This is a genomic window from Corynebacterium mycetoides, from assembly GCF_900103625.1.
GTDB lineage: Bacteria > Actinomycetota > Actinomycetes > Mycobacteriales > Mycobacteriaceae > Corynebacterium > Corynebacterium mycetoides.
In genome coordinates this window covers 1,090,560-1,111,959 of sequence record NZ_LT629700.1, presented here as the reverse complement: position 1 = coordinate 1,111,959, position 21,400 = coordinate 1,090,560, and the positions used below count along the sequence as shown (strand labels likewise).

Genomic DNA, 21,400 nt, shown 5'->3' with positions numbered 1-21,400 from the left:
GATGGCGCCCATGAATCCCTTGCTTGAGCCGTCCACCTTGCCGTACAACCTGCCGGATTTCGCGGCGATCCGGTTGGAGCACGTCGAGCCCGCGTTCGAGGAGGCGGTCAGCCGGCATGCGCGCGAGATCTCCGAGATCCTCATGCAGGACACCCCGACGTGGGAGAACACGGTGGAGGCCTTCGAGCTGTCCGGGAGCGCGCTCGACCGCGTGACGGCGTGGTTCTTCAACCTGCAGGGCACCGACACCACCGACGAGTTCGACGAGGTGGCGGACCGGATCGTGCCCAAGCTTTCGGCGCACATGGACTCGATCTACCAGAGCGAGCAGCTCTTCGCGCGGCTCACCGCCGTCGAGGTGCCCGACGATCCGGAGTCGCGCCGCCTCCACGAGCTGCTCGTGCGCCGCTTCACGCGCCGCGGCGCGCTTCTCGACGCCGCCGGCAAGACCGGCCTGCTCGATATCAACCGGCGGCTGAGCCAGCTCTCGGAGGAGTTCGGCCGCAACCTGCTCGCCGACACCCGGGCCCTGGCCGTCGACATGACGGCCGACGAGCTCGAGGGGCTCAGCGCCGAGCAGAAGGAGGCCTACCGCGACGACGCCTCGCCCACCGGCTACCGCGTCCCGCTGGAGCTGCCCACCACCCAGTCGCTGCAGGCGCGGCTCACGCGGCCTAAGGCCCGCCGCACGCTTTTCGACGCCTCCCGCCAGCGCGGCCGCGACTCAAATGCCGCCCTGGTGCGCGAGGCCGCCGAGCTGCGCCTCGAGCGCGCCCGCCTGCTGGGCTTTGAGACCCACGCCGACTACGTCATCGCGGAGGAGACGGCCGGCTCGGCGGCCGCGGCGCGCCGGCTCATCGCGGACCTCGCGCCCGCGGCCGCCGCGAACGCCGAGGCGGAGCGCAAGCTGGCCGGCGAGCTCGCAGGCTTCGAGGTGGACGGGGCGGACTGGCCCTACTACCAGGCGCGGCGGCGCGAGGAGGAGCTCAACGTCAACGAGGCGGAGCTGCGCAATTTCTTCCCGCTCGAGCAGGTGCTCGTCGACGGCGTCTTCTACGCGGCCAACCTGCTCTACGGCATCACGGTGACGAAGCGCGAGGACCTGCGCGGTTACCGCGACGAAGTCGACGTGTGGGAGGTGATCGACGCCCCGGAGCGCGGCGGCGAGGGAATTGGGCTGCTGCTGACGGACTACCGGGCGCGGGCGTCGAAACGCGGCGGAGCGTGGATGAGCTCGTTCGTGGACCAGTCCCGGCTCGCCGGCACCAAGGCCGTCGTGGTCAACGTGATGTCGCTGACCTCGAACCTTTTGAGCATCGACGAGGTCACCACCGTCTTCCACGAGTTCGGCCACGCCCTGCACGGTCTGCTGTCCAACGTGCGCTACCCGTCGCTGTCTGGCACGAACGTGCCCCGCGACTGGGTGGAGTTCCCCTCGCAGATCAACGAGAACTACGCGTTCGCGCCCGAGATCGTGCGCAACTACGCCCGCCACGTGGACACCGGCGAGGTGATCAGCGAAGACATGCTAGACGCGGTGCGCGCCTCGCGGCAGTTCGGCCAGGGCTTCGACACCTCCGAGTACCTCGCCGCGGCCGCGATCGACCTGGCCTGGCACTCCCTCGACCGCGAGATCCCCAGCGACATCGACGCCTTCGAGGCCGAGGTGCTCGCCGAGTACGGGCTGGCGGTCGACGGCCTCGAGCCGCGCTACCGGTCCACCTGGTTCAACCACATCTTCGCGGGCGGGTACTCCGCCGGCTACTACTCCTACCTGTGGTCCGAGGCGCTCGACGCCGACGGCTACGAGCTGGTGGAGGCCGAGGGCATCAACCGCACGACCGGCGAGAAGTTCCGCGAGGAGATCCTGAGCCGCGGGGCGTCGCGCGACTACTCCGCCGCCTACCGCGCGTTCCGCGGCCGCGACAAGGACACCCGCCCGCTGCTGGTCCGCCGCGGGCTCGAGGGCACGGGGATGGGTACTGATGTTTGATCTGTCCCCCTGGCTGCAGCTGCCGATCGTGCTGGCGGTGGTCCTGCCGGCCGCGGGCGCGGCCGCCGCGGCCGTGCTGTGGCTCGTGGATAAGCTGTGCGCGGGCGCGCGGGGCAGGGGTATGATTCCTGACCATGGCTAACCCCGAAGAGTTGCGCCGCCAGGACGCCCGGCTGCCCAAGGAGCGTCGCAAGTACCCGCAGTCGCGCGTGACGCAGATCCTCTACGTCATGATCGCGCTCGTCGTCGTCGCGGCACTCGCCGGGCTGGTCTAGCGGCGCTCGGAAGCCGCGGCGACGCGCTGGAAGAGCGGGTTGTCGGGCAGATCGTCGAGAAGCACGGCGTTGCCGTCGCCGTCGGCGAGCGGGATGCACCAGTTGGGGTACTGCTCCGCGTTGGTGCCCGGCTGGTTCTGGATGCGGGTATCGCCCACCATGTCCACCAGGTTCGTGCAGGTCAGGGCCGACGGGGTGGAGGCGACGAAGCGGTTGAGCCCGACGAGCAGGTCCCCGATGTCGCCGAAGCTGTCCGGCTCTAGGTCGGAGAAGACGGTGTTTTCCAGGCTGGTCCCGTCGAACGCGCCGGACTCGCGCGCGGTGTCGAGCACCGCGGACGACCACACCGCGTCGGCGGCGTTGAGCTCCTCGAGGGTCTCCTCGACCAGGCCCAGCTCGACGCGCAGCTCGTTGTGGGCGCCTTTGAGGTAGCCCGCGGTCGGAGGCAGGTCGTGGGTGCCCACCGAGGTCAGGCACAGGTTGCGGTACTGGGTCGGGCGCTTCGGGGAGCCCTCGGGCTCGGAGGACTCGAACCACAGCACCGAGGTGCCCAGGATCCCCTTGTCGCGCAGCACGTCTTGCACCCACGGCTCGAAGGTGCCCAGGTCCTCGCCCACGACGATGGCGTTGGCGCGCTCCGCCTCGAGCGCGAGCACGCCCACCATGGCCTCGTGGTCGTAGTTCATGTACGCGCCCTCGGTGGGGGAGCCCGTGCGCGGGATCCAGAACAGGCGGAACAGGCCCAAAATGTGGTCCACGCGCACCCCGCCGGAGTGGCGCAGCACGGTGCGCAGCAGGTCGCGCCAGGGGGCGTAGCCCTGCTCGGCCAGCGCCTGCGGGTTCCACGGCGGCTGGGACCAGTCCTGGCCCTGCTGGGAGTACTGGTCGGGCGGGGCGCCCACGGAGGCGTCCTGGACGAGCACGTCGCGCAGCGTGTGCGCGTCGGCGCCGCCGGGGTGGACGCCCACGGCGAGGTCGGTGACGATGCCGATGTCCATGCCCGCGTCCTTGGCGCGCTGTTGGGCGGCGCGGCGCTGCTCGTCGGCGACGAACTGCTGCCACATGTAGAAGCGCGCCGTCTCCCCGTCGTGTTCGGGGCTGCGGCTCGCGTGGGTGCCGGCCTGACCCCCGTTATCGGCGACCTGCTCGGCGCACCAGGCACCGAACTCCTCTAGGCCCTCGCCCTCGTCGGCGACGAAGTCCGCGAACGCGGCGCGGCGCGACTCGCTCTGCTCGGCCACGTAGAACAGCTCGCGCAGGGCGGCGAGCTTGACGGCGTAGATGCTGTCGCGGTCGATGGGATCCGCGGACCGGTTGGTGGCCTTTAGAGGTTCCGCGGCCTCCTCGATCTCCCGCGCCACGTCCTCGTCCAGCTGGTCCCACTCAGCGACGTCCTCCACGGCGATGTAGAGGGGGTTGACAAAGCGGCGGGAGGTGGGCAGGTAGGGCGAGTCCTCCACCGGGGGTTCCGGCTCGGCGGCGTGCACCGGGTTGATCAGCAGGTAGTCCGCGCCTTCGGCGGCGACGATCTCGGCTAGGGCGCCGAGGTCGCTCAAATCCCCGATGCCCCAGGAGCGCGAGGACCGCACGGAGTACAGCTGCGCCATGACACCCCAGGCGCGCTGCGCGATGAAGCGCTGGTTGGTCTGCAGGGTGTTGGGGACGACGATGAGCGTGCAGGTCTCCTCCCAGTCGTCGGACTCTAAGTGCAGCTCGTGCCAGCCCGTGGGCAGGTCGCCCGGCACGTGGAAGGTCGCCTCGCCCCAGGCGGTCCCGTCCGTGTCGGTGTAGGGGGGCGAGAAGTTCTCGTCCTGGTAGGCGTCGCGCGCGGCACCGTCCTCGAGCCGGATCCAGCAGTGCGCGTCGTGCCCGTCGTGGACGTGGACGTTGAAGTGCTTTTCCCGGCCGGCGGTGGCGATGACGCACGGCGGCAGGGGTCGGGTGGCCGCTTCGGCGCGACGCTGCTGCAGGAAGAAGTCGAGCTCCTCGTCTGTGGGTTCGTCGCTCACCGGGACCCCCTGGGCGCGCAGGAGTTTGATGTAGGAGGTCTTCGGCGGCTCGGTGAGCAGACCGTTGGAGGCCCAGTAGCTCAGCCCGAACCCGTAGGAGGCGGCGAGGGAGTTGAGGAGGTCCACGTTCATCACAAAAGGACATTGTGCCAAAAGGCACCCAATCGCGATACGAGAGTGACGTCAGCGGGTATTGTGCGAAACTATGACTACGAACACGTATTCTTCCGAGGCCGGTTTCACCCTCGCGCCCGAAGACAACGCGCTGTCCACCATTATCGACCTGTGCACCGACAAGCCCGACCTGGTGCTGTTCCACCGGCCCAGCAAGTATGACTGGGCCGAGGTTACGGCGGCGGAGTTCCTCGCGGAGATATACGCCGTAGCCAAGGGGCTCATCGCCAACGGTATCGAGCCCGGCGACCGCGTCGTGATCCACTCCAACACCCGCTACGAGTGGTCGCTCGCGGACCTGGCCATTTGGGCCGCCGGCGCCGTGACGGTGCCCATTTACCCGTCGAGCTCCGCGCACCAGATCCAGTGGATCGTGGAGGACTCCGGCGCCAAGCTCGCGTTTACCGAGAAGCCGGAGAACTCGTCCGTGATGGAGCACCTCCTCATCAACGAGGAGGGGCAGCCGCGCCTGAGCGACTCGCCCTCGCAGCTGGGCCGGATCATCGAGTTCAACTCGGGCGGCCTCGAAGAGCTGAAGAAGGAGGGCGCTGATATCGCTCAGGAGCGTGTCGACGCCCGCGTGGCCGACATTACCCACGACACCCTGGCCTCCATCGTCTACACCTCGGGCACCACGGGCCGCCCGAAGGGCGTGAACCTGACCCACCTGCAGTGGTTCCACGAAGCCACCGCGCTGGCGCACAACCCGATCGGCGCGGTCGCCCGGCCGGGGAAGCATATTGTCACGTTCCTCCCGCTCGCCCACGTGCTGCAGCGCGCGGTGTCGCTGGCCCTGACCATGTACGGCGCCACCCAGTCGCACTGGGGAGACACCTCCACCCTGACGGTGGAGCTGCAGCGCTCGCACCCCAACATGGTGCTCGGCGTGCCGCGCGTGTTTGAGAAGGTGCGCGCCGCCGCCTACAACAAGGCCGCCGACGGCTCCGTGGTGGGCAAGCGCGTCTTCCTCGCCGCGGAGAAGGCCGCCATCGCCTACTCCCGCGCCCTGGACACGGACAAGGGCCCCGGCCGCCTGCTCAAGGCCAAGGTCAAGGTGTTTGACAAGTTGGTCTACTCCAAGCTCAAGGACGCGATGGGCGGCGAGGTGGAGTACGGCATCACCGGCGGCTCCGCGCTCGGCGCCGATCTGGGCCACTTCTTCCGCGGCATGGGGGTGCCGATCTACGAGGGCTACGGCCTGACCGAGACCACGGCCGCGGCGTGCGTGAACAACCCCGTCCACATGCGCATCGGCACGGTCGGCCGCCCCGTCGAGGGGTACTCGGTGCGCGTGTCCGAGGAGGGCGAGCTCGAGATCAAGGGCGACGGCGTGTTCTCCTCCTATTGGAACAACCCCGAGGCCACCGCCGAGGCGCTAGACGACGGCTGGTTCAACACCGGCGACCTCGGCGAGATCGACGACGACGGATTCGTGCGCATCACCGGCCGCAAGAAGGAACTCATTGTCACCGCGGGCGGGAAGAACGTTTCCCCGGGCCCGCTCGAGGAGATCATCCGCCAGGACCCGCTGGTGTCCAACGCGCTGGTGGTCGGCGACGGCAAGCCGTTCATCGGCCTGCTGGTCACCCTGGACGCCGACGAGCTGAAGCGCTGGAAGGAGACCAACGGCGTCGCGGAGTCGACGTCGCTACGCGAGCTCGCCCAGGACCCGGAGCTGCGAGCGGCGGTGCAGGACGCAGTGAACGTGGCTAACGCGACGGTGTCCAAGGCCGAGGCGATCAAGAAGTTCCGCATCCTGGAGCGGGACCTGAGCGAGCAGGACGACGAGATGACGCCGACGATGAAGGTCAAGCGCAACGTCGTCTCGCAGCGTTTCGCCCGCGAGATCGAGGCGCTGTACGCGCGCTGACGCGCCGCCTCCGGCGCGCCGCCGGGCCTGGGGTCGGGCGGCGCGCTAACATTCCTGCCAGCTAATCCGGACGTTGCCAGATCTTTAAAAGGGGGCATGCTGTGCAGAAAACCGCCGCGGTACTGCGCCATCGTGAGCTGACCCAGGAGATCTACAACATCGGCGACGAGGTCGCCGAGTACATCGAGCACATCGCGGAGGCCATCGCGGACTACGACGGCGAACTCACCGACGACTGCCTGGCCGAGTTCGCCGAGATTGTCGACGACGCCCGCCAGGATGCCCGCCGCGTCGTCGGCGAGCTGATCGGGCTGCGGCAGGCGCTCACGTCGGGCATGCGGGCGGGGGTGCTCTCGGCCTCCGCGTCCGCCGAGGAGCGCATCCCGGAGCCCGAGCTTCTCGACGCCGCCGGGTTCGAGGACCTCTTCCCGCTCACGGCGCCGTTCTCGGTGCGCACGATGAACGACGCGCTCACCGGCCGCACGGAGCTCGCCGTCCAGCACCTCACGGAGCTGGTGGCCTACGCCCTGGAGCAGACCGACATGGTCGCCCGCGAGCTGGGAGCCGTGAGCCTGCCGCACCTTTTCGCCCGCGTCGGCGACCTCGTGGAGGCCTGCGTCGACGGCTGGGTGGAGACCGTCTGCGTGGACCACCCGGCGTTCACCCGCACCATGCGCGGGTCGAACCCGCCGGCGTTTCTCGCCGAGCGCGCGCGCATCGACGCCGTCGTGGCCAAGGTGGCCGCGAAGCGTTCCCGCCGGGGCGCGTAAGTTTGGGGCCATGTTCGGCCTTTACATCCACGTCCCGTTCTGCGCGACCCGCTGCGGCTACTGCGACTTCAACACCTACACGCCCACGGAGGTCGACACCTCGCACGAGGCGTACCTGCAAGCGCTGGAGGTGGAGCTGGCGCTGGCGGACACCCGCCCGGCGGAGACCGTGTTCATCGGCGGCGGCACGCCCTCGCTGCTGGGCGCGGAGGGCCTCGGCCGCATCATGGACATGGTGCGCGAGCACGTCGGCCTGGCCCCGGGCGCGGAGGTGACCACGGAGTCCAACCCCGAATCCACGGACCCCGCCTACTTCGAGGGGCTGCTGGACGCGGGGTTCACGCGTGTCTCCCTGGGGATGCAGTCGGCGTCCACCCCGGTGCTCAAGGTGCTCGACCGCAGGCACACCCCGGGCCGCGCGGTCGCCGCCGCGCGCGAGGCACTTGCCGCCGGGTTCACCCACGTCAACCTGGACATGATCTACGGCACCCCGACGGAGACGGATGACGACGTGCGCGAAACCCTGGACGCGATCCTGTCCACCGGCGTCGACCACGTCAGCGCGTACTCGCTCATCGTGGAGGACGGCACGGCCATGGCGCGCAAGGTGCGCCGCGGCGAGCTGCCGGCGCCGAGCGAGGACGCCTACGCCGACCGCTACGAGATCATCTCGCGCACCCTCGAGGACGCCGGATACGGCTGGTACGAGGTGTCCAACTGGGCGCGCGGGGGCGGGCAGTGCCGCCACAACTTGATCTACTGGCGCGGCGGCCAGTGGTGGGGCGCGGGCCCGGGCGCGTACAGCTTCATCGGGGACCGCCGCTTCTCCAACGTCAAGCGCCCGGAGCGCTACAGCGCCCTGCTGTCCGCCGGCGAGCTCCCCGTCGCCGACGAGGAGACCCTGACCCCGGACCAGCGGCACTTCGAGTCGATCATGCTCGGGCTGCGGCTCAAAGAGGGCATCCCGCGCGAGTGGATTTACCCGGGCGCGTGGGGGGTCGTCGATAAGCATGAGCGCGCCGGGCTTTTGTCGGTGGGGGAGCGGGTGGCGGTCACTGACGCGGGCCGCCTGATTGCCGACGGCATCATCACCGACATTCTGGCGGCCGAATAACGCCGGGATGGGTGAAACTGAGCGAGGGTAAGGTGGCGCGCATGAGTGACGCAGAAGATCGCAGGCAGGCTGTGCTTCGCGCCATCGTGGCCGATTACATAGCCCTGCAGGAACCGGTGGGCTCGAAGGCGCTCGTGCAGCGGCACAACCTGTCGGTGTCGTCGGCGACGATCCGCAACGACATGTCGGTGCTGGAGCGCGAGGGCTTCATCGCCCAGCAGCACTCGAGCTCGGGCCGCGTGCCCACGGAAAAGGGGTACCGCGCGTTCGTGGACGCCCTGCACGACGTCAAGCCGCTGTCCGCGCCGGAGCGCCGCGCGATCATGGACTTCCTTGAAAACGGCACCGACTTGGAGGACGTGCTGCGCCGCTCGGTGCAGCTCTTGGCCCAGACCACCAACCAGGCGGCCGTGGTGCAGTTGCCCACCCTCGACGTCTCGCGCGTGAAGCACTGCGAGGTGGTCGCGCTCGCCCCCACCCGGTTGCTGCTGGTGCTGATCACGGACTCGGGCCGCGTGGACCAGCGCAACGTCGAGCTGGACGCCCCGATCGGCGACGCCGGCGTGCGCCAGCTGCGCGACGGCCTCAACGCGGTGCTGGTGGGCGAGACGATGGCGGAGGCCTCGGCCTCGCTCGCCCAGCTTGCCGACGGCGCGCCGCCGGAGATCGCCGACGCGGTGCGCCGCGCCACCGCGGTGCTCATTGACACGCTGGTGGAAAACCCGAGCGACAGGCTGCTCATCGCGGGCGCGGCCAACCTCACCCAGACGGGCGACCTCTACAGCGTCATCGCCGCGCTGGAGGAGCAGGTGGTCGTGCTCAAGCTGCTTGCCGGGGCCCAAGAGCTCGAGCGCGTCAGCGTGCGCATCGGCAGGGAGAACGAGGAGGAGGAATTTTCCAGCGCCTCGATCGTTACTACGGCATACGGCACCGGTGAGGCGTTCGGCGGACTAGGGGTGGTGGGTCCCACCTACATGGACTACCCCGGTACGATTCAGAAAGTTGCCACGGTGGCTCGCTACATCAGCCGGATCCTGCGTGGTGAATAGCGTTATTTTGACGAAAGGCGTATCCAAAAAGTGGCTCGTGACTACTACGGGATTCTCGGAGTCGACCGTGAGGCGACCGAGCAGGAGATTAAGAGGGCGTACCGCAAGCTGGCGCGCAAGTACCACCCGGACGTGAACCCGTCGGAGGAGGCCGCGGAGAAGTTCCGCGAGATCTCGCTGGCCCAGGAGGTGCTCCTCGACCCGTCCAAGCGCCGCATCGTCGACCGCGGCGGCGACCCGATGGAGCAGGGAGGCGCCGCCGGCGGCGCGGGCGGTTTCGGCGGCTTCGGGGACATCTTCGAGGCGTTCTTCGGCGGGTCGGGCCAGGGCCGCGAGCCCCGCTCCCGCGTGCAGCCCGGCAACGACGCGCTGCTGCGCACCGCCATCTCCCTCGACGAGGCGTTCACGGGCGTGAAGAAGGACGTCACCGTCGACACCGCGGTTGTGTGCGACGTCTGCTCCGGCACGGGTTCCGAGTCGAAGTCGAAGCCCGTGACCTGCGACAATTGCCACGGCACCGGCACGGTGGAGGAGATCCAGCAGTCGTTTTTGGGCAACATCATGACCACCCGCGACTGCCCCAAGTGCCACGGCTTCGGCGAGCTCATCCCGGACCCGTGCCGCAAGTGCGCCGGCGACGGCCGGGTGCGTGCGCGCCGCGACCTGACGGTCAACATCCCGGCCGGCATCGCCGACGGGATGCGCATCCGCATGGCCGGCCAGGGCGAGGTCGGCCACGGCGGGGGACCGGCGGGCGACCTCTACGTCGAGGTGCACACCACCGCCCACCCCGTGTTCGCCCGCGAGGGCGACAACCTGCACCTGCGCGTGACCGTGCCCATGTACGAGGCCGCGCTGGGCACGTCGGTGACGGTCGACAGCCTCGGCGGGGGCGAGGCCGTGATCGACGTGCCCGCCGGCACCCAGCCGAACGAGCGCATCGTGCTCGCCGGCGCCGGCATGCCGCGCCTGCGTAGCCAGGAGACCGGCGACATGATCGCCCACATCGACGTGGTCGTGCCCACCGAACTCAACGACGAGGAGCGGGCCGCCTTGGAGGGGCTGCGCGACGGCCACCCGCACACGGCCTCCGTGGCCAGCGAGGGCGAGCACAACCGGGACGACTCCTTCTTCGGCCGGATGCGCGGCCGCTTCCGCCGATGAGCCTGCCCTACTTCATCGCCGCCGACCCGGCCGCCGGCGTCCTCGGCGGCGCGGAGGGCCGCCACGCCGTCACCGTCAAGCGCATCGCCCCGGGTGAGCGCATCATGCTTGTCGACGGCCACGGCACCGCCGCGGAAATCCTCGTGCGCGAGGTGCGCGGCAAGGACCACCTCTCCGGCGACGTGGTGCGCGTGGCCGAGGTGGCCCAGCCCCGCCCGCGCGTGACCGTGGTGCAGGCGATCCCGAAGGCGGACCGCGCCGAGCTCGCCGTCGACTTGGCGGTCCAGGGCGGGGCGGACGCGATCGTGCCGTGGATTTCCCAGCGCACTATCGCGCGCTGGCCCGCGGACAAGCAGGGCAAGCAGGTGGCCAAGTGGCAGTCCGCCGCGCGCGAGGCGGCCAAGCAGTCGCGCCGGGCGTGGGTGCCGGAGGTCTCCGCCCCGGTGACGACGAACCAGGTGCGCGAACTCATCGCGGGCCGGCAGGCGCTCGTGCTGCACGAGGACGCGGCCACCCCGCTGCGCGACGTCGAGTTCGCCGACGAACTGTTCCTCCTCGTCGGGCCCGAGGGCGGGATCGGCGCGGACGAGCTGGACTCGCTCGGCGCCCAAGCCGTCAAGCTCGGCCCGGAGGTTCTGCGCACGGCGTCGGCGGCGTTCGCGGCGTTGTGCGCGATCGGCGCGTTGAGCGGGCGCTGGTAGGGTTTCACACTATGGAAGAAGTGGTGTCGCGCAAGATCGAGCTCGATGCGGGGTACGCGCAAGCGGTGCTCGGAATCAACGACGCGAACCTGCGGGTGCTCAACCAGCAGCTTGGGGCGGACGTCCACGCCCGGGGCACGACCGTCACGCTGCGCGGCCCGGTCGCCGCCGTGGCGCACGCCACCCGGGTGCTCGAGGAGCTCGAGTCCATGGCGCGGCGCGGCGTGCCCGTCGACCCCGACACGGTGGTGCACGCCACCCGCATCATGGAGACGGAGGCCCCGGAGTCGGTCGCCGAGATGCTCGGCGCGGAGATCGTCGCCCGCCGCGGCAAGGTGATCCGCCCGAAGACGGCCGGCCAGCGCCGCTACGTCGACGCGATCGACGAGAACACGATCACTTTCGGCATCGGCCCGGCCGGCTCCGGCAAGACCTACCTCGCGGTGGCCAAGGCGGTCCAGGCCCTGCAGGCCAAGCAGGTCAAGCGGATCATCCTCACCCGCCCCGCGGTGGAGGCGGGGGAGAAGCTGGGCTTTCTGCCCGGCACCCTCAACGACAAGATCGACCCGTACCTGCGCCCGCTGTACGACGCCCTGCGCGACATGCTGGACCCGGAGATGATCCCGAAGCTGCTGGAGGCCGGCATCATCGAGGTTGCCCCGCTGGCGTACATGCGCGGGCGCACGCTCAACGACGCCTTCGTCATCCTCGACGAGGCCCAGAACACCACCGGCAGCCAGATGAAGATGTTCCTCACCCGCCTCGGTTTCGGCACGAAGATGGTGGTCACCGGCGACGTGTCCCAGGTGGACCTGCCGCGCGGCACCGTCTCGGGCCTGCGGGTGGCCCGCCGCATCCTGGAGGGCATCGACGACATCTACATCGAGGAGCTGGGCGCCGAGGACGTGGTGCGACACCACCTGATTTCCCGCATCGTGGAGGCGTACGACCGCCACGACGCATCGAATGCGGCGCGGTACGAGAAAAAGCAGGCCGAGCGCGAGAGGGAAGCACTGTGAGCATCGAGGTTTTGAACGAGTCGGGCGAGGGTGACATCAACGAGGAGATGCTTGTCGACGTCTGCTCGTACGCCCTGGCCGCCATGGACGTCCACCCGGACACCGAGGTGACCGTCACGCTCGTGGACGAGCCCACCATGGCCGACCTCCACGTGCGCTGGATGGACCTGGAGGGCCCCACCGACGTGATGAGCTTTCCCATGGACGAGCTCACCCCGGGCGGCGGGCGCCCGGACGCAGCCCAGCCCGGCCCCGCCATGCTCGGCGACATCATCCTCTGCCCCGCGTTCGATCGCCGGCAGGCGGAGCTGGCGGGCCACGGCCTCGGCCACGAGCTGGCGCTGCTGACCGTCCACGGGGTGTTGCACCTGTTGGGCTACGACCACGTCGCGCCCGAGGACGAGCGAGAGATGTTCTCCCTGCAGAACGAGATCCTGGCCGACTGGTACGACGCCCTGGCCGCCCGCGGGGTTTCCTACCAGCCGAAGCCGACGGGGGCTCAGGCGTTCCCCTCGGCCGCCGACCGCGACGATCTTGACCGCCGCATGAAGGAGGGCTAGCCGCCCGTGGAGTTCACTATCACCTACGCGGTGGTCGCCCTCGTGGCGATGCTGCTGTCCGGCCTGCTCGGTTCGATCGAGGCGGCGCTCACCCCGATCTCGCGGGCGCGCGTGGAGAACATGCTCAAGGACGAGGTGCCGGGCTCGCGCGCCCTGATGCGCGTGGTGGAGTCGCGCGCCAGCCAGATCAACATGCTGGTCCTGGTGCGCACTGCCCTCGACGTCACGGCGGCGGTGTTCGCCGCGATGCTGGCGACGGACCTGATCGACTCCGACCTCTGGGCGATCGTGGCCGCCGTGGCCGCCGTCACCCTGCTCCAATTCGGCATCATCGGGGTCTTCGCCCGCACCGCGGGGAGGCGCAACCCGTATTCCATCTCGCTGCGGGCGGCGCAGTGGCTCGTCGTGGTCAACCGCGTCCTCGGGCCGGTGGCGCGCGTGCTCATCTGGGTGGGCAACCTCTTCCACCCGGGCCGCGACTTCCGCGAGGGCCCGTACGCCACCGAGGTGGAGCTGCGCGAGATGGTCGACATCGCCCAGGAGCGCGGGGTGGTGGAGACCACCGAGCACCGCATGATCCAGAACATCTTCGACCTCGCCTCCACCTACGCCAAGCAGGTGATGGTGCCGCGGCCCGAGATGATCTGGATCGAGGCGACGAAGACGGCGGCCCAGGCGACGCGCCTCATGGTGCGCTCGGGCCACTCCCGCGTGCCCGTGATCGGGGAGAACGCCGATGACATCCTCGGCGTGGTGTACCTCAAGGACATGTTCACCCACGAGGGCCGACCCGTGGACCCGGGCACCCCGATCGCCGAGATCATGCGCGAGCCCCTGTTCATCCCCGAGTCGAAGCCGCTGGATGTCCTTCTGCAGGAGATGCAGAAGTTGAACACCCACATCGCCATCCTTGTCGACGAGTTCGGCGGCGTGGCCGGCCTGCTGACCATGGAGGACCTGCTCGAGGAGATCGTCGGCGAGATCACCGACGAGTACGACGAGGCCGAGATGGCGCCGATCGAGCGCATCGAGGATGCCGGCGGAGTCTCCTACCGCGCCCAGGCCCGCCTGCCGCTGGATGACCTGATCGACCACCTGCAGGACGACATCGGCTACGAGCTCTCCTTCGACGACGAGATCGTCGACGCGGTGGACACCGTCGCGGGCCTTTTGTCCTACGAGCTGGGCCGCGTGCCGCTGCCGGGGGCCGAGGTGACCCTGTCCGGGCTGACGTTTACCGCGGAGGGCGGCCGCGACCGCCGGGGGCGGATCAAGGTGCGCAGCGTGCGTATCGACATCCCCGATGTCATCGACGAATACCAGGCCCAGGAGTAGGCCCCGCCCCGTTGTGGTGCACAATGGGGTTTTATGAACATTCTCTCCATCCAGTCGGCCGTCGCCTACGGCCACGTGGGCAACTCCGCCGCCGTGTTCCCGCTGCAGCGCATCGGGCATGAGGTGTGGCCGGTCTACACCGTCAACTACTCCAACCACACGGGTTACGGCGCGTGGAAGGGCCCGATGATCCCGGCCGCCGACGTCGCGGCCGTCATCGACGGCATGGACGAGCGCGGGGCGCTCTCGCGTGTCGACGCCGTCCTGTCCGGCTACCAGGGCGGAGACGACATCGCCGGGGTGATCGTCGACGCCGTCGCGCGCGTCAAGGAGCAGAACCCGTCCGCCGTCTACGCCTGCGACCCCGTGATGGGCAACGCCAAGTCCGGGTGCTTCGTGGCCGACACCATCCCGCCGCTGCTGCGCGACAAGGTGGTTCCGGTCGCCGACATCATCACCCCCAACCAGTTCGAGCTGGGGTACCTCACCCAGACCGATGTGTTCGATCTGGACTCCACCCTCGCCGCCGTCGACGCCGCCCGCGACATGGGCCCGCGCACGGTGCTGGTCACCTCGGTGGAGCGCCCCGAGGCGGACCCGGAGAACTTCCTCGAGATGATCGTGGTGGACGATAACGGCAAGTGGATCGTGCGCACCCCGCGCCTGCCGTTTAAGCGCAACGGCTCGGGCGACGTGGCGGCGGCACTATTCACGGGCAACTACATCCGCACCGGTGACGCTGCCGACGCCCTGGCGCGCACGGCGTCGTCGGTGTTCGACCTGCTTTCTGCCACGTTCGAGGCAGACTCGCGCGAGCTGCTGCTCGTGGAGTCGCAGGAGGCGTACGCGCAGCCTCGAATGCAGTTCCAGGTAGAGCGGATCTAGTTAGCCGGTTGCGGGGAACATCGGCGGGTCGGGCGGCTGCCCCGGGTCATCGCCCGGCCTGATCCGCCCGGCGGCGCGCAGCTTGGCCCAGGCCGAGTCGTGGAACCCGGCGGTCTCATTGAACTCGATGGTGCCGTCCGGGCCGACAACCCCGATCCGCCCGGAGTCCGCGTCCCGGTCCACGTGCGATTTCCCGTGGGATCCGTCCCGGGCGTCGTTGTTCCACCGGTGGTGCCGGCGACATAACGCGGCGAGATTGTCCACATCCGTGTTCCCTCCCCGGATGTAGGACAAGATGTGGTGCATCTCGGCCTCCGATGTGGGTACGGAGCACCCGGTCCACGCGCACACGCCCTGGATGGCGAGCGCCACGATGCGCTGTTCCACGCTGGCCAGGCGGACCTTGCCCAGGGAGAGTGGCACGCCGGTGGCGCGGTCGACCTGGAGGATGAAGTCCTCGGTCCCGCTCATGCCCAGGCGCACCAGGTCGAAGCAGGTGAGCTCCGCACCGGTGTTGGTCATGAACGTGGTGGTGTGGTCCGCGTTGGCGAGGTCGTCCAGCGTCACGGAGACCACCACGGATGCCGCGCCCCGGTTTTTCGCCTGCTGCCCGTGCTCGTAGCGCATCATGATGTTCCACAGCTGGTCGAACTTGCGCTGCCCGGGCAGGCGGGTGTCGTCGGCGGAGTCGGCGTCGACGTTGGATCCGGGGCCAGAGCCCTGATCCAGCAGCGCCTTGATTAACGCGTAGTGGGCGTCCGTCAGCGCGACACTCATGGTGCGGGTGCCGTCGGACTTCTTCTGGGAGAAGTGCACGCCGCGCTTGTCGTAGCCTGCGTTCGGGTCGCCCGCCGGCTTGTGCTTGCGGTTGGCGCGGTCCACCATGCGGCGCACCACGGCCCGGAGGTCGTCGGCGGGGCGGGTCTTCGCCTCCGCCATGGCGCGGGCGAAAATGCCGGGTCGCTCGCCGGCTGCGTCCTTGGTCAGCCGGCGCAGCTCGCTGTTGATGATGTCCTGCTTTTCCGCCGAGACGTCCTGGCTGTCCTCCCGCGCCTTGCGGCCTGCGTCCCCGCCCGGAGGGAACAACGGCGGCGCCTCCCCCGGGGAGCCATCCCCCGGAGTGTCCCCCGGGGAATCAGGCCGTGGCGAATCAGGCCGCGGCGGGGCTGGGTCGAACAGGTCCTTGCCCCGGTCGACGCGGCGGAACGCCTCGGCGCGCGAGATGTCGAGCGCTTTTTCGAGGTAGTCGCTCGCCCAATTGCCGCCGACGAGCCGCCCCGCGTTGTCGCGTGTGCACACATGAGCGAAAGCGGCGTCGACGAAGGCTTTCTTCGCGGACGCTTTTTCTAGGCGTTCCATCTCCCCGTGAATTTCGGCCAGGGGCAGGTGTGACGGATCCGAGAATAGCTCGCAGAGCTGGTTTAACGTTGTCTCGTGAACGTCGACAAGCATGCGCAGGTTTTCCATCAACCCTCCCCCCATTCGAAAGTGTGTGCCCTTAATTATACCCACCCCGACATAGAACCCAAGTGCTAATTTCACACTAGAGTGTGCGAGGAGGGGAAATGTCGGCGGCGCAGCTAAGATGGCCCGCATGGATATGAATGCGCCTGAGGGCTTCCGCTCCGGCTTCGTCAGCTTCGTCGGGCGCCCGAACACGGGCAAGTCGACACTGACGAACGCGCTGGTGGGGGAGAAGATTGCCATCATGGCGGACCAGCCGGAGACGACGCGCCACCCCATCCGGGGCATCATCAACCGCCCGGACGCGCAGGTCATCGTCGTGGACACCCCCGGTGTGCACCGCCCGCGCACGCTTTTGGGCGAGCGGCTCAATGACGTGGTCCGGGACACCTTCGCCGACGTCGACGTCATCGGCTTCACCGTTCCGGCGGACGAGAAGATCGGCCCGGGCGACCGCTTCATATTGGAGCAGATCCGGGAGACGAAGCCGGGTACCCCGATCGTCGGCATCGTGACCAAGCTGGACAAGTCGGGCAAGGACACCGTGGGCGAGCGCCTGCTGGAGCTCCACGATTTATTGGGCGAGGGATGCGAGGTCGTCCCCGTGTCCGCAACCAACGGCGTGCAGCTCGACGTGCTGCTGGACCTGCTGGTCAGCCAGCTGCCCGAGGGACCGCAGTTCTACCCCGAGGGCCACATCACCGACGAGGACACCGAGACCCGCATCTCCGAGCTCATCCGCGAGGAGGCGCTCCAAGGCCTGCGCGAGGAGCTGCCGCACTCGGTGGCCGTGCAGATCGACGAGATGCACCCGGACCCCGACAACCCCGACAAGCTGAGGATCTACGCGGTGATGTTCCTCGAGCGTCCGGGGCAGAAGAAGATCATCGAGGGCCCCGACGGGCGCCGTCTCTCTGGCATCGTGCACCGCGCCCGCAAGCAGATCATCGAGCTGCTCGGGCAGAACGTGTTTTTGGACCTGCGCATCAAGGTGCTCAAGAACTGGCAATCCGACCCGAAAGCGCTCGGCCGCCTTGGCTTCTAAAACAGGCTCCCGCAAGCCGAGCTACCGCGACCGCGCGTTCGTCGTGCGCACCTACGACTTCGCCGAGGCCGACCGCGTCGTCGTGCTGCTGACGCGCGCCCACGGCCTGGTCCGCGCGGTGGCCAAGGGCGTGCGCAAGTCCCGCTCCCGCTTCGGCTCGCGCATCCAGCCGTTCGTGGACCTCGACGTCCAGCTCTACCCGGGCCGCAACCTGGCCACGATCACGGCCGCGGACACGGTGGCCTACTACGCGGGCCGCATCATCGAGGACTTCGACCGCTACACCGCCGGCTGCGCGATTCTGGAGACCGCGGAGAAGCTGAGCTATTCGGATGCCAACGAGGGGGCCGAGCTTTTCGACGCCACCGCCGACGCCCTCCACGCCCTCGGCCAGTCCGGCCAGCACCCGACGCTGGTCCTCGACGCCTTTATCCTGCGCGCCACCGAGTACGCCGGATGGGGGCTGAGCCTCTTCGATTGCGCGAGCTGCCAGGCCCCGGGGCCGCACAAGGCGTTCAACGCCGCGGCGGGCGGGGCGGTGTGCAACAACTGCCGCCCGCCGGGCTCGGTAAGCGTGGACCCGGAGACCCTGCACGTGATGTGGCTCATCCAGCACGGCCACCCGGCGAGCACGGAGATGGTGGATCACGTCCACCGGCTCACCTCCGCCCACCTGCAGTGGCACGTGGAGTCGGCCGTGAAGAGCCTGCGGATCATGGAGCAGGCATAATAGAGCAATGAGCAGACCCGACATCGCGCCCGAGTTCATTCCCCGTCACATTGCCGTGGTCATGGACGGCAACGGCCGCTGGGCGCAGCAGCGCGGATTGAGGCGCACGGAGGGGCATAAGCGCGGCGAGGCGGTGCTCATGGACTGCGTCGACGCCTGCATCGAGCTGGGCACTGTCGAGTGGCTGTCGGCGTACGCGTTTTCCACGGAGAACTGGCGGCGCAGCGCCGACGAGGTGCGTTTCCTCATGGGCTTTTCCCGCGACGTCCTGCGCAACCGCCGCGACGAGCTGCACGCCAAAAACGTGCGCATCCTCTGGGCCGGCCGACGCCCGCGGCTGTGGCGCAGCGTGATCCGCGAGCTCGAGGCGGCCGAGGAGCTCACCCGCGACAACACGGGGTTGACCCTGGTGATGTGCGTCAACTACGGCGGCCGCGCGGAGATCCTCGACGCGGTGCGCGCGCTTGTCGACGCCTCGGCGAACGGCCAGGTCCGCGCGAAAGACATCACGGAGGACAACTTCCCGGAGTGGCTCTACCAGCCCGAGATGCCGGACGTGGACCTGTTTCTGCGCCCGTCGGGGGAGCAGCGCACGTCGAATTTCCTGGTGTGGCAGTCGGCGTACGCGGAGATGGTGTACCAGCAGAAGCTGTGGCCCGACTTCACCCAGGACGACCTGTTTGACGCGGTGCTGGAGTACGCCAAGCGCGACCGCCGCTTCGGCGGCGCGGTCGAGCACAACGCCTAAAACCTAATTCCCAACTACCGCGCGGCCTGGCAGCCGCGGCAGACGCCGAACACTTCGGCGTCGTGGCCGACGAGCTGGTAGCCGTAGCGCTGCGCCACCAGCTGCGCCCACTTCTCCACGGGCCCGCCCTCGATTTCCTCGCTGCGCCCGCAGACGGTGCACACGAGGTGGTGGTGGTGATGGTCGGTCAGGCAGTGGCGGTAGAGGGACTCGCCGTCCTTGTTCTGCAGGACGTCCACGGCCTCGACGTCGGCCAGCGATTGCAGGGTGCGGTACACCGTGGTCAGGCCGACCTTCTCACCGCGGCGCTCGAGCTCCTCGTGGATCTGCCGGGCGGAGACGAACTTGTCTATGTCACGCAGCGCATCGACGACGGCCGTGCGCTGCCATGTGTTGCGCACCCCGAGTTTCGGGGTGGACGAGTAGGTAGCCATGCATACACCTTATTCGCGAACGGGACCGGGCGTCTTTGGGGTCAGGCCGGGGTCCTGATCGGGGCGCACGTCGGCGGGGGGATCGATGATTGCGGCGGCGCCCGAACCGGAGTTCCGCTCGTTGCGGCCTCGGCGTCGAAAAGCGAGCTCATCGAGCTCATCCTCGGTGGAACCGGCGGCCTCGGCGGACTCGGCGGCCGTCGCGGAGATGTCCGCGAGCTCGTGGATCACGTCGATGACCTCGGGCTGGGCGAGGGCGTAGACAACCTCGCGGCCGGAGCGGGTGGCGTCGACGAGAGCGCACCGCTTCAGCACCCGCAAGTGCTGGCTCACCAGCGGCTGGGACTTATCCAGTTTGCCCACGATCTGGTGCACCACGTGGGGGCTGTCATTGAGCAGCAGGAGTATCTGCAGGCGCAGGGGAGAATCGAGCGCGCTCACGAGCTCGGCTGTGCGTTCAACATCGCCCGGTTGCATTCTGTCCACGACGCTCAGCCCCTTTCTCAACCAAAATCCCTGCAGGCAGTTCTACCTTATTGCTACCAGAAAATATACTGGACGCGTGTCTTTGTTTAGTGGAAACGACCACCCATTAGGCGATCGAACCGGTTGTCATATCGACCCGCTACACTGGGCAACTAGTTTTCGCTGCCGTCTGAATTAGTAGGAGTTGTCTATGGCCTCCAGCAACATTGATACCGTCGTAAATCTCTGCAAGCGCCGCGGCTTGGTGTACCCGGCGGGTGAGATTTACGGCGGTACCCGCTCCGCGTGGGACTACGGCCCGCTCGGCGTGGAGTTGAAGGAGAATCTGAAGCGTCAGTGGTGGCGCCACATGGTTCAGTCCCGCAAGGACACCGTGGGCGTGGACACCTCCATCATCCTGCCGCGTCAGGTGTGGGTGGCTTCGGGCCACCTCGAGGTCTTCACGGACCCTCTGGTGGAATCACTCTACACCCATAAGCGCTACCGCGCCGACCACCTGTTGGAGGCCTACGAGGAAAAGCACGGCCACCCGCCGGCCAACGGCCTGGCGGACATCAACGACCCGGAGACGGGCCAGCCCGGCAACTGGACCGAGCCGCGCGCGTTCTCGGGCCTGATGAAGACCTACCTCGGCCCCGTCGACGACGAGGAAGGCCTGCACTACCTGCGCCCGGAGACGGCGCAGGGCATCTTCGTCAACTTCAAGAATGTGATGACGTCGGCGCGCATGAAGCCGCCGTTCGGCATCGCCAACATGGGCAAGTCCTTCCGCAACGAGATCACCCCGGGCAACTTCATCTTCCGCACCCGCGAGTTCGAGCAGATGGAAATGGAGTTCTTTGTCAAGCCGGGCGAGGACGAGCAGTGGCACCAGTACTGGATTGACAACCGCCTGCAGTGGTACATCGACCTGGGCATCGACCCGGAGAACCTGCGCCTGTACGAGCACCCGAAGGAGAAGCTGTCCCACTACTCCAAGCGCACGGTGGACGTGGAGTACGCGTTCAACTTCGCCGGCTCCAAGTGGGGCGAGCTCGAGGGCGTGGCCAACCGCACGGACTACGACCTGAAGACGCACGCCGAGGCCTCCGGCGAGGACCTGAGCTACTTCGAGCAGGACTCGGGCGAGCGCTGGATCCCGTACTGCATCGAGCCCGCCGCCGGCCTGGGCCGCGCGATGATGGCCTTCCTGATTGACGCCTACCACGAGGACGAGGCCCCCAACTCCAAGGGCGGTGTGGACACCCGCGTCGTGCTCAAGCTGGATCGCCGCCTGGCCCCGGTGAAGGTCGCGGTGCTGCCGCTGTCCAAGAAGCCCGAGCTCTCCGGCCCGGCCGAGGAGCTGGCCCAGCAGCTGCGCCAGCACTGGAACGTGGACTACGACACCTCCGGCGCCATCGGCCGCCGCTACCGCCGCCAGGACGAGATTGGCACCCCGTTCTGCGTCACCTTCGACTTCGACTCGTTGGAGGACAACGCTGTGACGGTGCGCGAGCGCGACACGATGGAGCAGGAGCGCGTCAGCCTCGACGAGCTCGAGTCCTACCTGGCCGCACGCCTGATTGGATGCTAGGA

Annotated in this window: 21 protein-coding genes; 17 read left to right on the top strand and 4 right to left on the bottom strand. The window is 68.5% G+C overall.

Going from position 1 to position 21,400, the window contains the following annotated elements:
* Position 1: 1 nt before the first annotated feature.
* From BLS40_RS05335 to BLS40_RS11055, 3 genes are read left to right on the top strand one after another with little or no spacing between them, the layout of a single operon-like run.
* Positions 2–1,993, top strand: a complete 1,992-nt coding sequence (locus BLS40_RS05335) for a M3 family metallopeptidase (RefSeq protein WP_092149755.1) — start codon at positions 2–4, stop codon at positions 1,991–1,993.
* Positions 1,986–2,135, top strand: coding sequence for a hypothetical protein (locus tag BLS40_RS11060; RefSeq protein WP_172808002.1), 150 nt, complete (start codon positions 1,986–1,988; stop codon positions 2,133–2,135). Before BLS40_RS05335 ends, BLS40_RS11060 begins: the two co-directional genes overlap by 8 nt.
* On the top strand, positions 2,128–2,268 hold the full coding sequence (locus tag BLS40_RS11055) for a hypothetical protein (RefSeq protein ID WP_092149752.1): 141 nt from the start codon (positions 2,128–2,130) through the stop codon (positions 2,266–2,268). Before BLS40_RS11060 ends, BLS40_RS11055 begins: the two co-directional genes overlap by 8 nt.
* On the opposite strand, the gene malQ is transcribed toward BLS40_RS11055, so the two are convergent.
* Positions 2,265–4,412 (bottom strand): 4-alpha-glucanotransferase, encoded by a 2,148-nt coding sequence (malQ, locus tag BLS40_RS05325; RefSeq protein ID WP_092149749.1) that lies wholly within the window; start codon positions 4,410–4,412, stop codon positions 2,265–2,267. The two genes, BLS40_RS11055 and malQ, sit on opposite strands and share 4 nt — an antisense overlap.
* A gap of 70 nt (positions 4,413–4,482) precedes the next feature.
* On the opposite strand from malQ, the gene BLS40_RS05320 reads away from it, so the two are divergent.
* The 10 genes from BLS40_RS05320 to pdxY all read left to right on the top strand — a co-directional run bounded on the left by BLS40_RS05320 (position 4,483) and on the right by pdxY (position 14,918).
* Positions 4,483–6,321 (top strand): AMP-dependent synthetase/ligase, encoded by a 1,839-nt coding sequence (locus tag BLS40_RS05320; RefSeq protein WP_092149746.1) that lies wholly within the window; start codon positions 4,483–4,485, stop codon positions 6,319–6,321.
* Between the two features lie 101 nt (positions 6,322–6,422).
* On the top strand, positions 6,423–7,091 hold the full coding sequence (locus tag BLS40_RS05315) for a hypothetical protein (protein WP_092149743.1): 669 nt from the start codon (positions 6,423–6,425) through the stop codon (positions 7,089–7,091).
* 10 nt (positions 7,092–7,101) lie between these two features.
* Positions 7,102–8,205 (top strand): radical SAM family heme chaperone HemW, encoded by a 1,104-nt coding sequence (gene hemW / locus BLS40_RS05310; protein WP_092149740.1) that lies wholly within the window; start codon positions 7,102–7,104, stop codon positions 8,203–8,205.
* A 41-nt stretch (positions 8,206–8,246) separates the two neighbouring features.
* Positions 8,247–9,254 carry a heat-inducible transcriptional repressor HrcA gene (gene hrcA / locus BLS40_RS05305; protein WP_092149737.1) on the top strand — a complete coding sequence of 336 codons (1,008 nt, stop codon included), beginning with the start codon at positions 8,247–8,249 and terminating at the stop codon, positions 9,252–9,254.
* 30 nt (positions 9,255–9,284) lie between these two features.
* Complete coding sequence (gene dnaJ / locus BLS40_RS05300) at positions 9,285–10,418, top strand: molecular chaperone DnaJ (protein WP_092149734.1); 1,134 nt, start codon at positions 9,285–9,287, stop codon at positions 10,416–10,418.
* A complete protein-coding gene (locus tag BLS40_RS05295; protein WP_092149731.1) occupies positions 10,415–11,119 on the top strand; it encodes a 16S rRNA (uracil(1498)-N(3))-methyltransferase in 705 nt (234 codons plus the stop codon). Before dnaJ ends, BLS40_RS05295 begins: the two co-directional genes overlap by 4 nt.
* A gap of 11 nt (positions 11,120–11,130) precedes the next feature.
* A complete protein-coding gene (locus BLS40_RS05290) occupies positions 11,131–12,138 on the top strand; it encodes a PhoH family protein (protein ID WP_092149728.1) in 1,008 nt (335 codons plus the stop codon).
* Positions 12,135–12,698 (top strand): rRNA maturation RNase YbeY, encoded by a 564-nt coding sequence (ybeY, locus tag BLS40_RS05285; RefSeq protein ID WP_092149725.1) that lies wholly within the window; start codon positions 12,135–12,137, stop codon positions 12,696–12,698. Before BLS40_RS05290 ends, ybeY begins: the two co-directional genes overlap by 4 nt.
* Positions 12,699–12,704: 6 nt before the next feature.
* Complete coding sequence (locus BLS40_RS05280) at positions 12,705–14,033, top strand: hemolysin family protein (protein WP_092149722.1); 1,329 nt, start codon at positions 12,705–12,707, stop codon at positions 14,031–14,033.
* A gap of 33 nt (positions 14,034–14,066) precedes the next feature.
* Positions 14,067–14,918, top strand: a complete 852-nt coding sequence (pdxY, locus tag BLS40_RS05275; protein ID WP_092149719.1) for a pyridoxal kinase PdxY — start codon at positions 14,067–14,069, stop codon at positions 14,916–14,918.
* On the opposite strand, the gene BLS40_RS05270 is transcribed toward pdxY, so the two are convergent.
* Positions 14,919–16,385 carry an HNH endonuclease signature motif containing protein gene (locus BLS40_RS05270; protein WP_092149716.1) on the bottom strand — a complete coding sequence of 489 codons (1,467 nt, stop codon included), beginning with the start codon at positions 16,383–16,385 and terminating at the stop codon, positions 14,919–14,921.
* A 127-nt stretch (positions 16,386–16,512) separates the two neighbouring features.
* Here BLS40_RS05270 and era point away from each other — a divergent pair, with 127 nt between their 5' ends.
* Genes era through BLS40_RS05255 form a run of 3 tightly spaced genes read left to right on the top strand, consistent with a single transcriptional unit; the run spans position 16,513 to position 18,905 of the window.
* Positions 16,513–17,427 (top strand): GTPase Era, encoded by a 915-nt coding sequence (gene era / locus BLS40_RS05265; protein ID WP_172808001.1) that lies wholly within the window; start codon positions 16,513–16,515, stop codon positions 17,425–17,427.
* Positions 17,417–18,157, top strand: coding sequence for a DNA repair protein RecO (gene recO, locus BLS40_RS05260; RefSeq protein WP_092149711.1), 741 nt, complete (start codon positions 17,417–17,419; stop codon positions 18,155–18,157). The genes era and recO overlap by 11 nt, the downstream gene beginning before the upstream one ends.
* A gap of 7 nt (positions 18,158–18,164) precedes the next feature.
* The gene (locus tag BLS40_RS05255) at positions 18,165–18,905 is read left to right on the top strand and encodes an isoprenyl transferase (RefSeq protein WP_092149708.1); all 741 of its coding nucleotides are present in this window, start codon (positions 18,165–18,167) and stop codon (positions 18,903–18,905) included.
* A 14-nt stretch (positions 18,906–18,919) separates the two neighbouring features.
* Here the strand turns inward: BLS40_RS05255 and BLS40_RS05250 are convergent, their stop codons facing one another.
* Positions 18,920–19,339: a Fur family transcriptional regulator gene (locus BLS40_RS05250; RefSeq protein WP_092149705.1), complete on the bottom strand. Its 420-nt coding sequence runs from the start codon at positions 19,337–19,339 to the stop codon at positions 18,920–18,922.
* A gap of 9 nt (positions 19,340–19,348) precedes the next feature.
* A complete protein-coding gene (locus BLS40_RS05245) occupies positions 19,349–19,816 on the bottom strand; it encodes an ArsR/SmtB family transcription factor (RefSeq protein WP_092149702.1) in 468 nt (155 codons plus the stop codon).
* 199 nt (positions 19,817–20,015) lie between these two features.
* Here BLS40_RS05245 and BLS40_RS05240 point away from each other — a divergent pair, with 199 nt between their 5' ends.
* Positions 20,016–21,398: a glycine--tRNA ligase gene (locus BLS40_RS05240; protein WP_092149700.1), complete on the top strand. Its 1,383-nt coding sequence runs from the start codon at positions 20,016–20,018 to the stop codon at positions 21,396–21,398.
* Positions 21,399–21,400 lie beyond the last annotated feature (2 nt).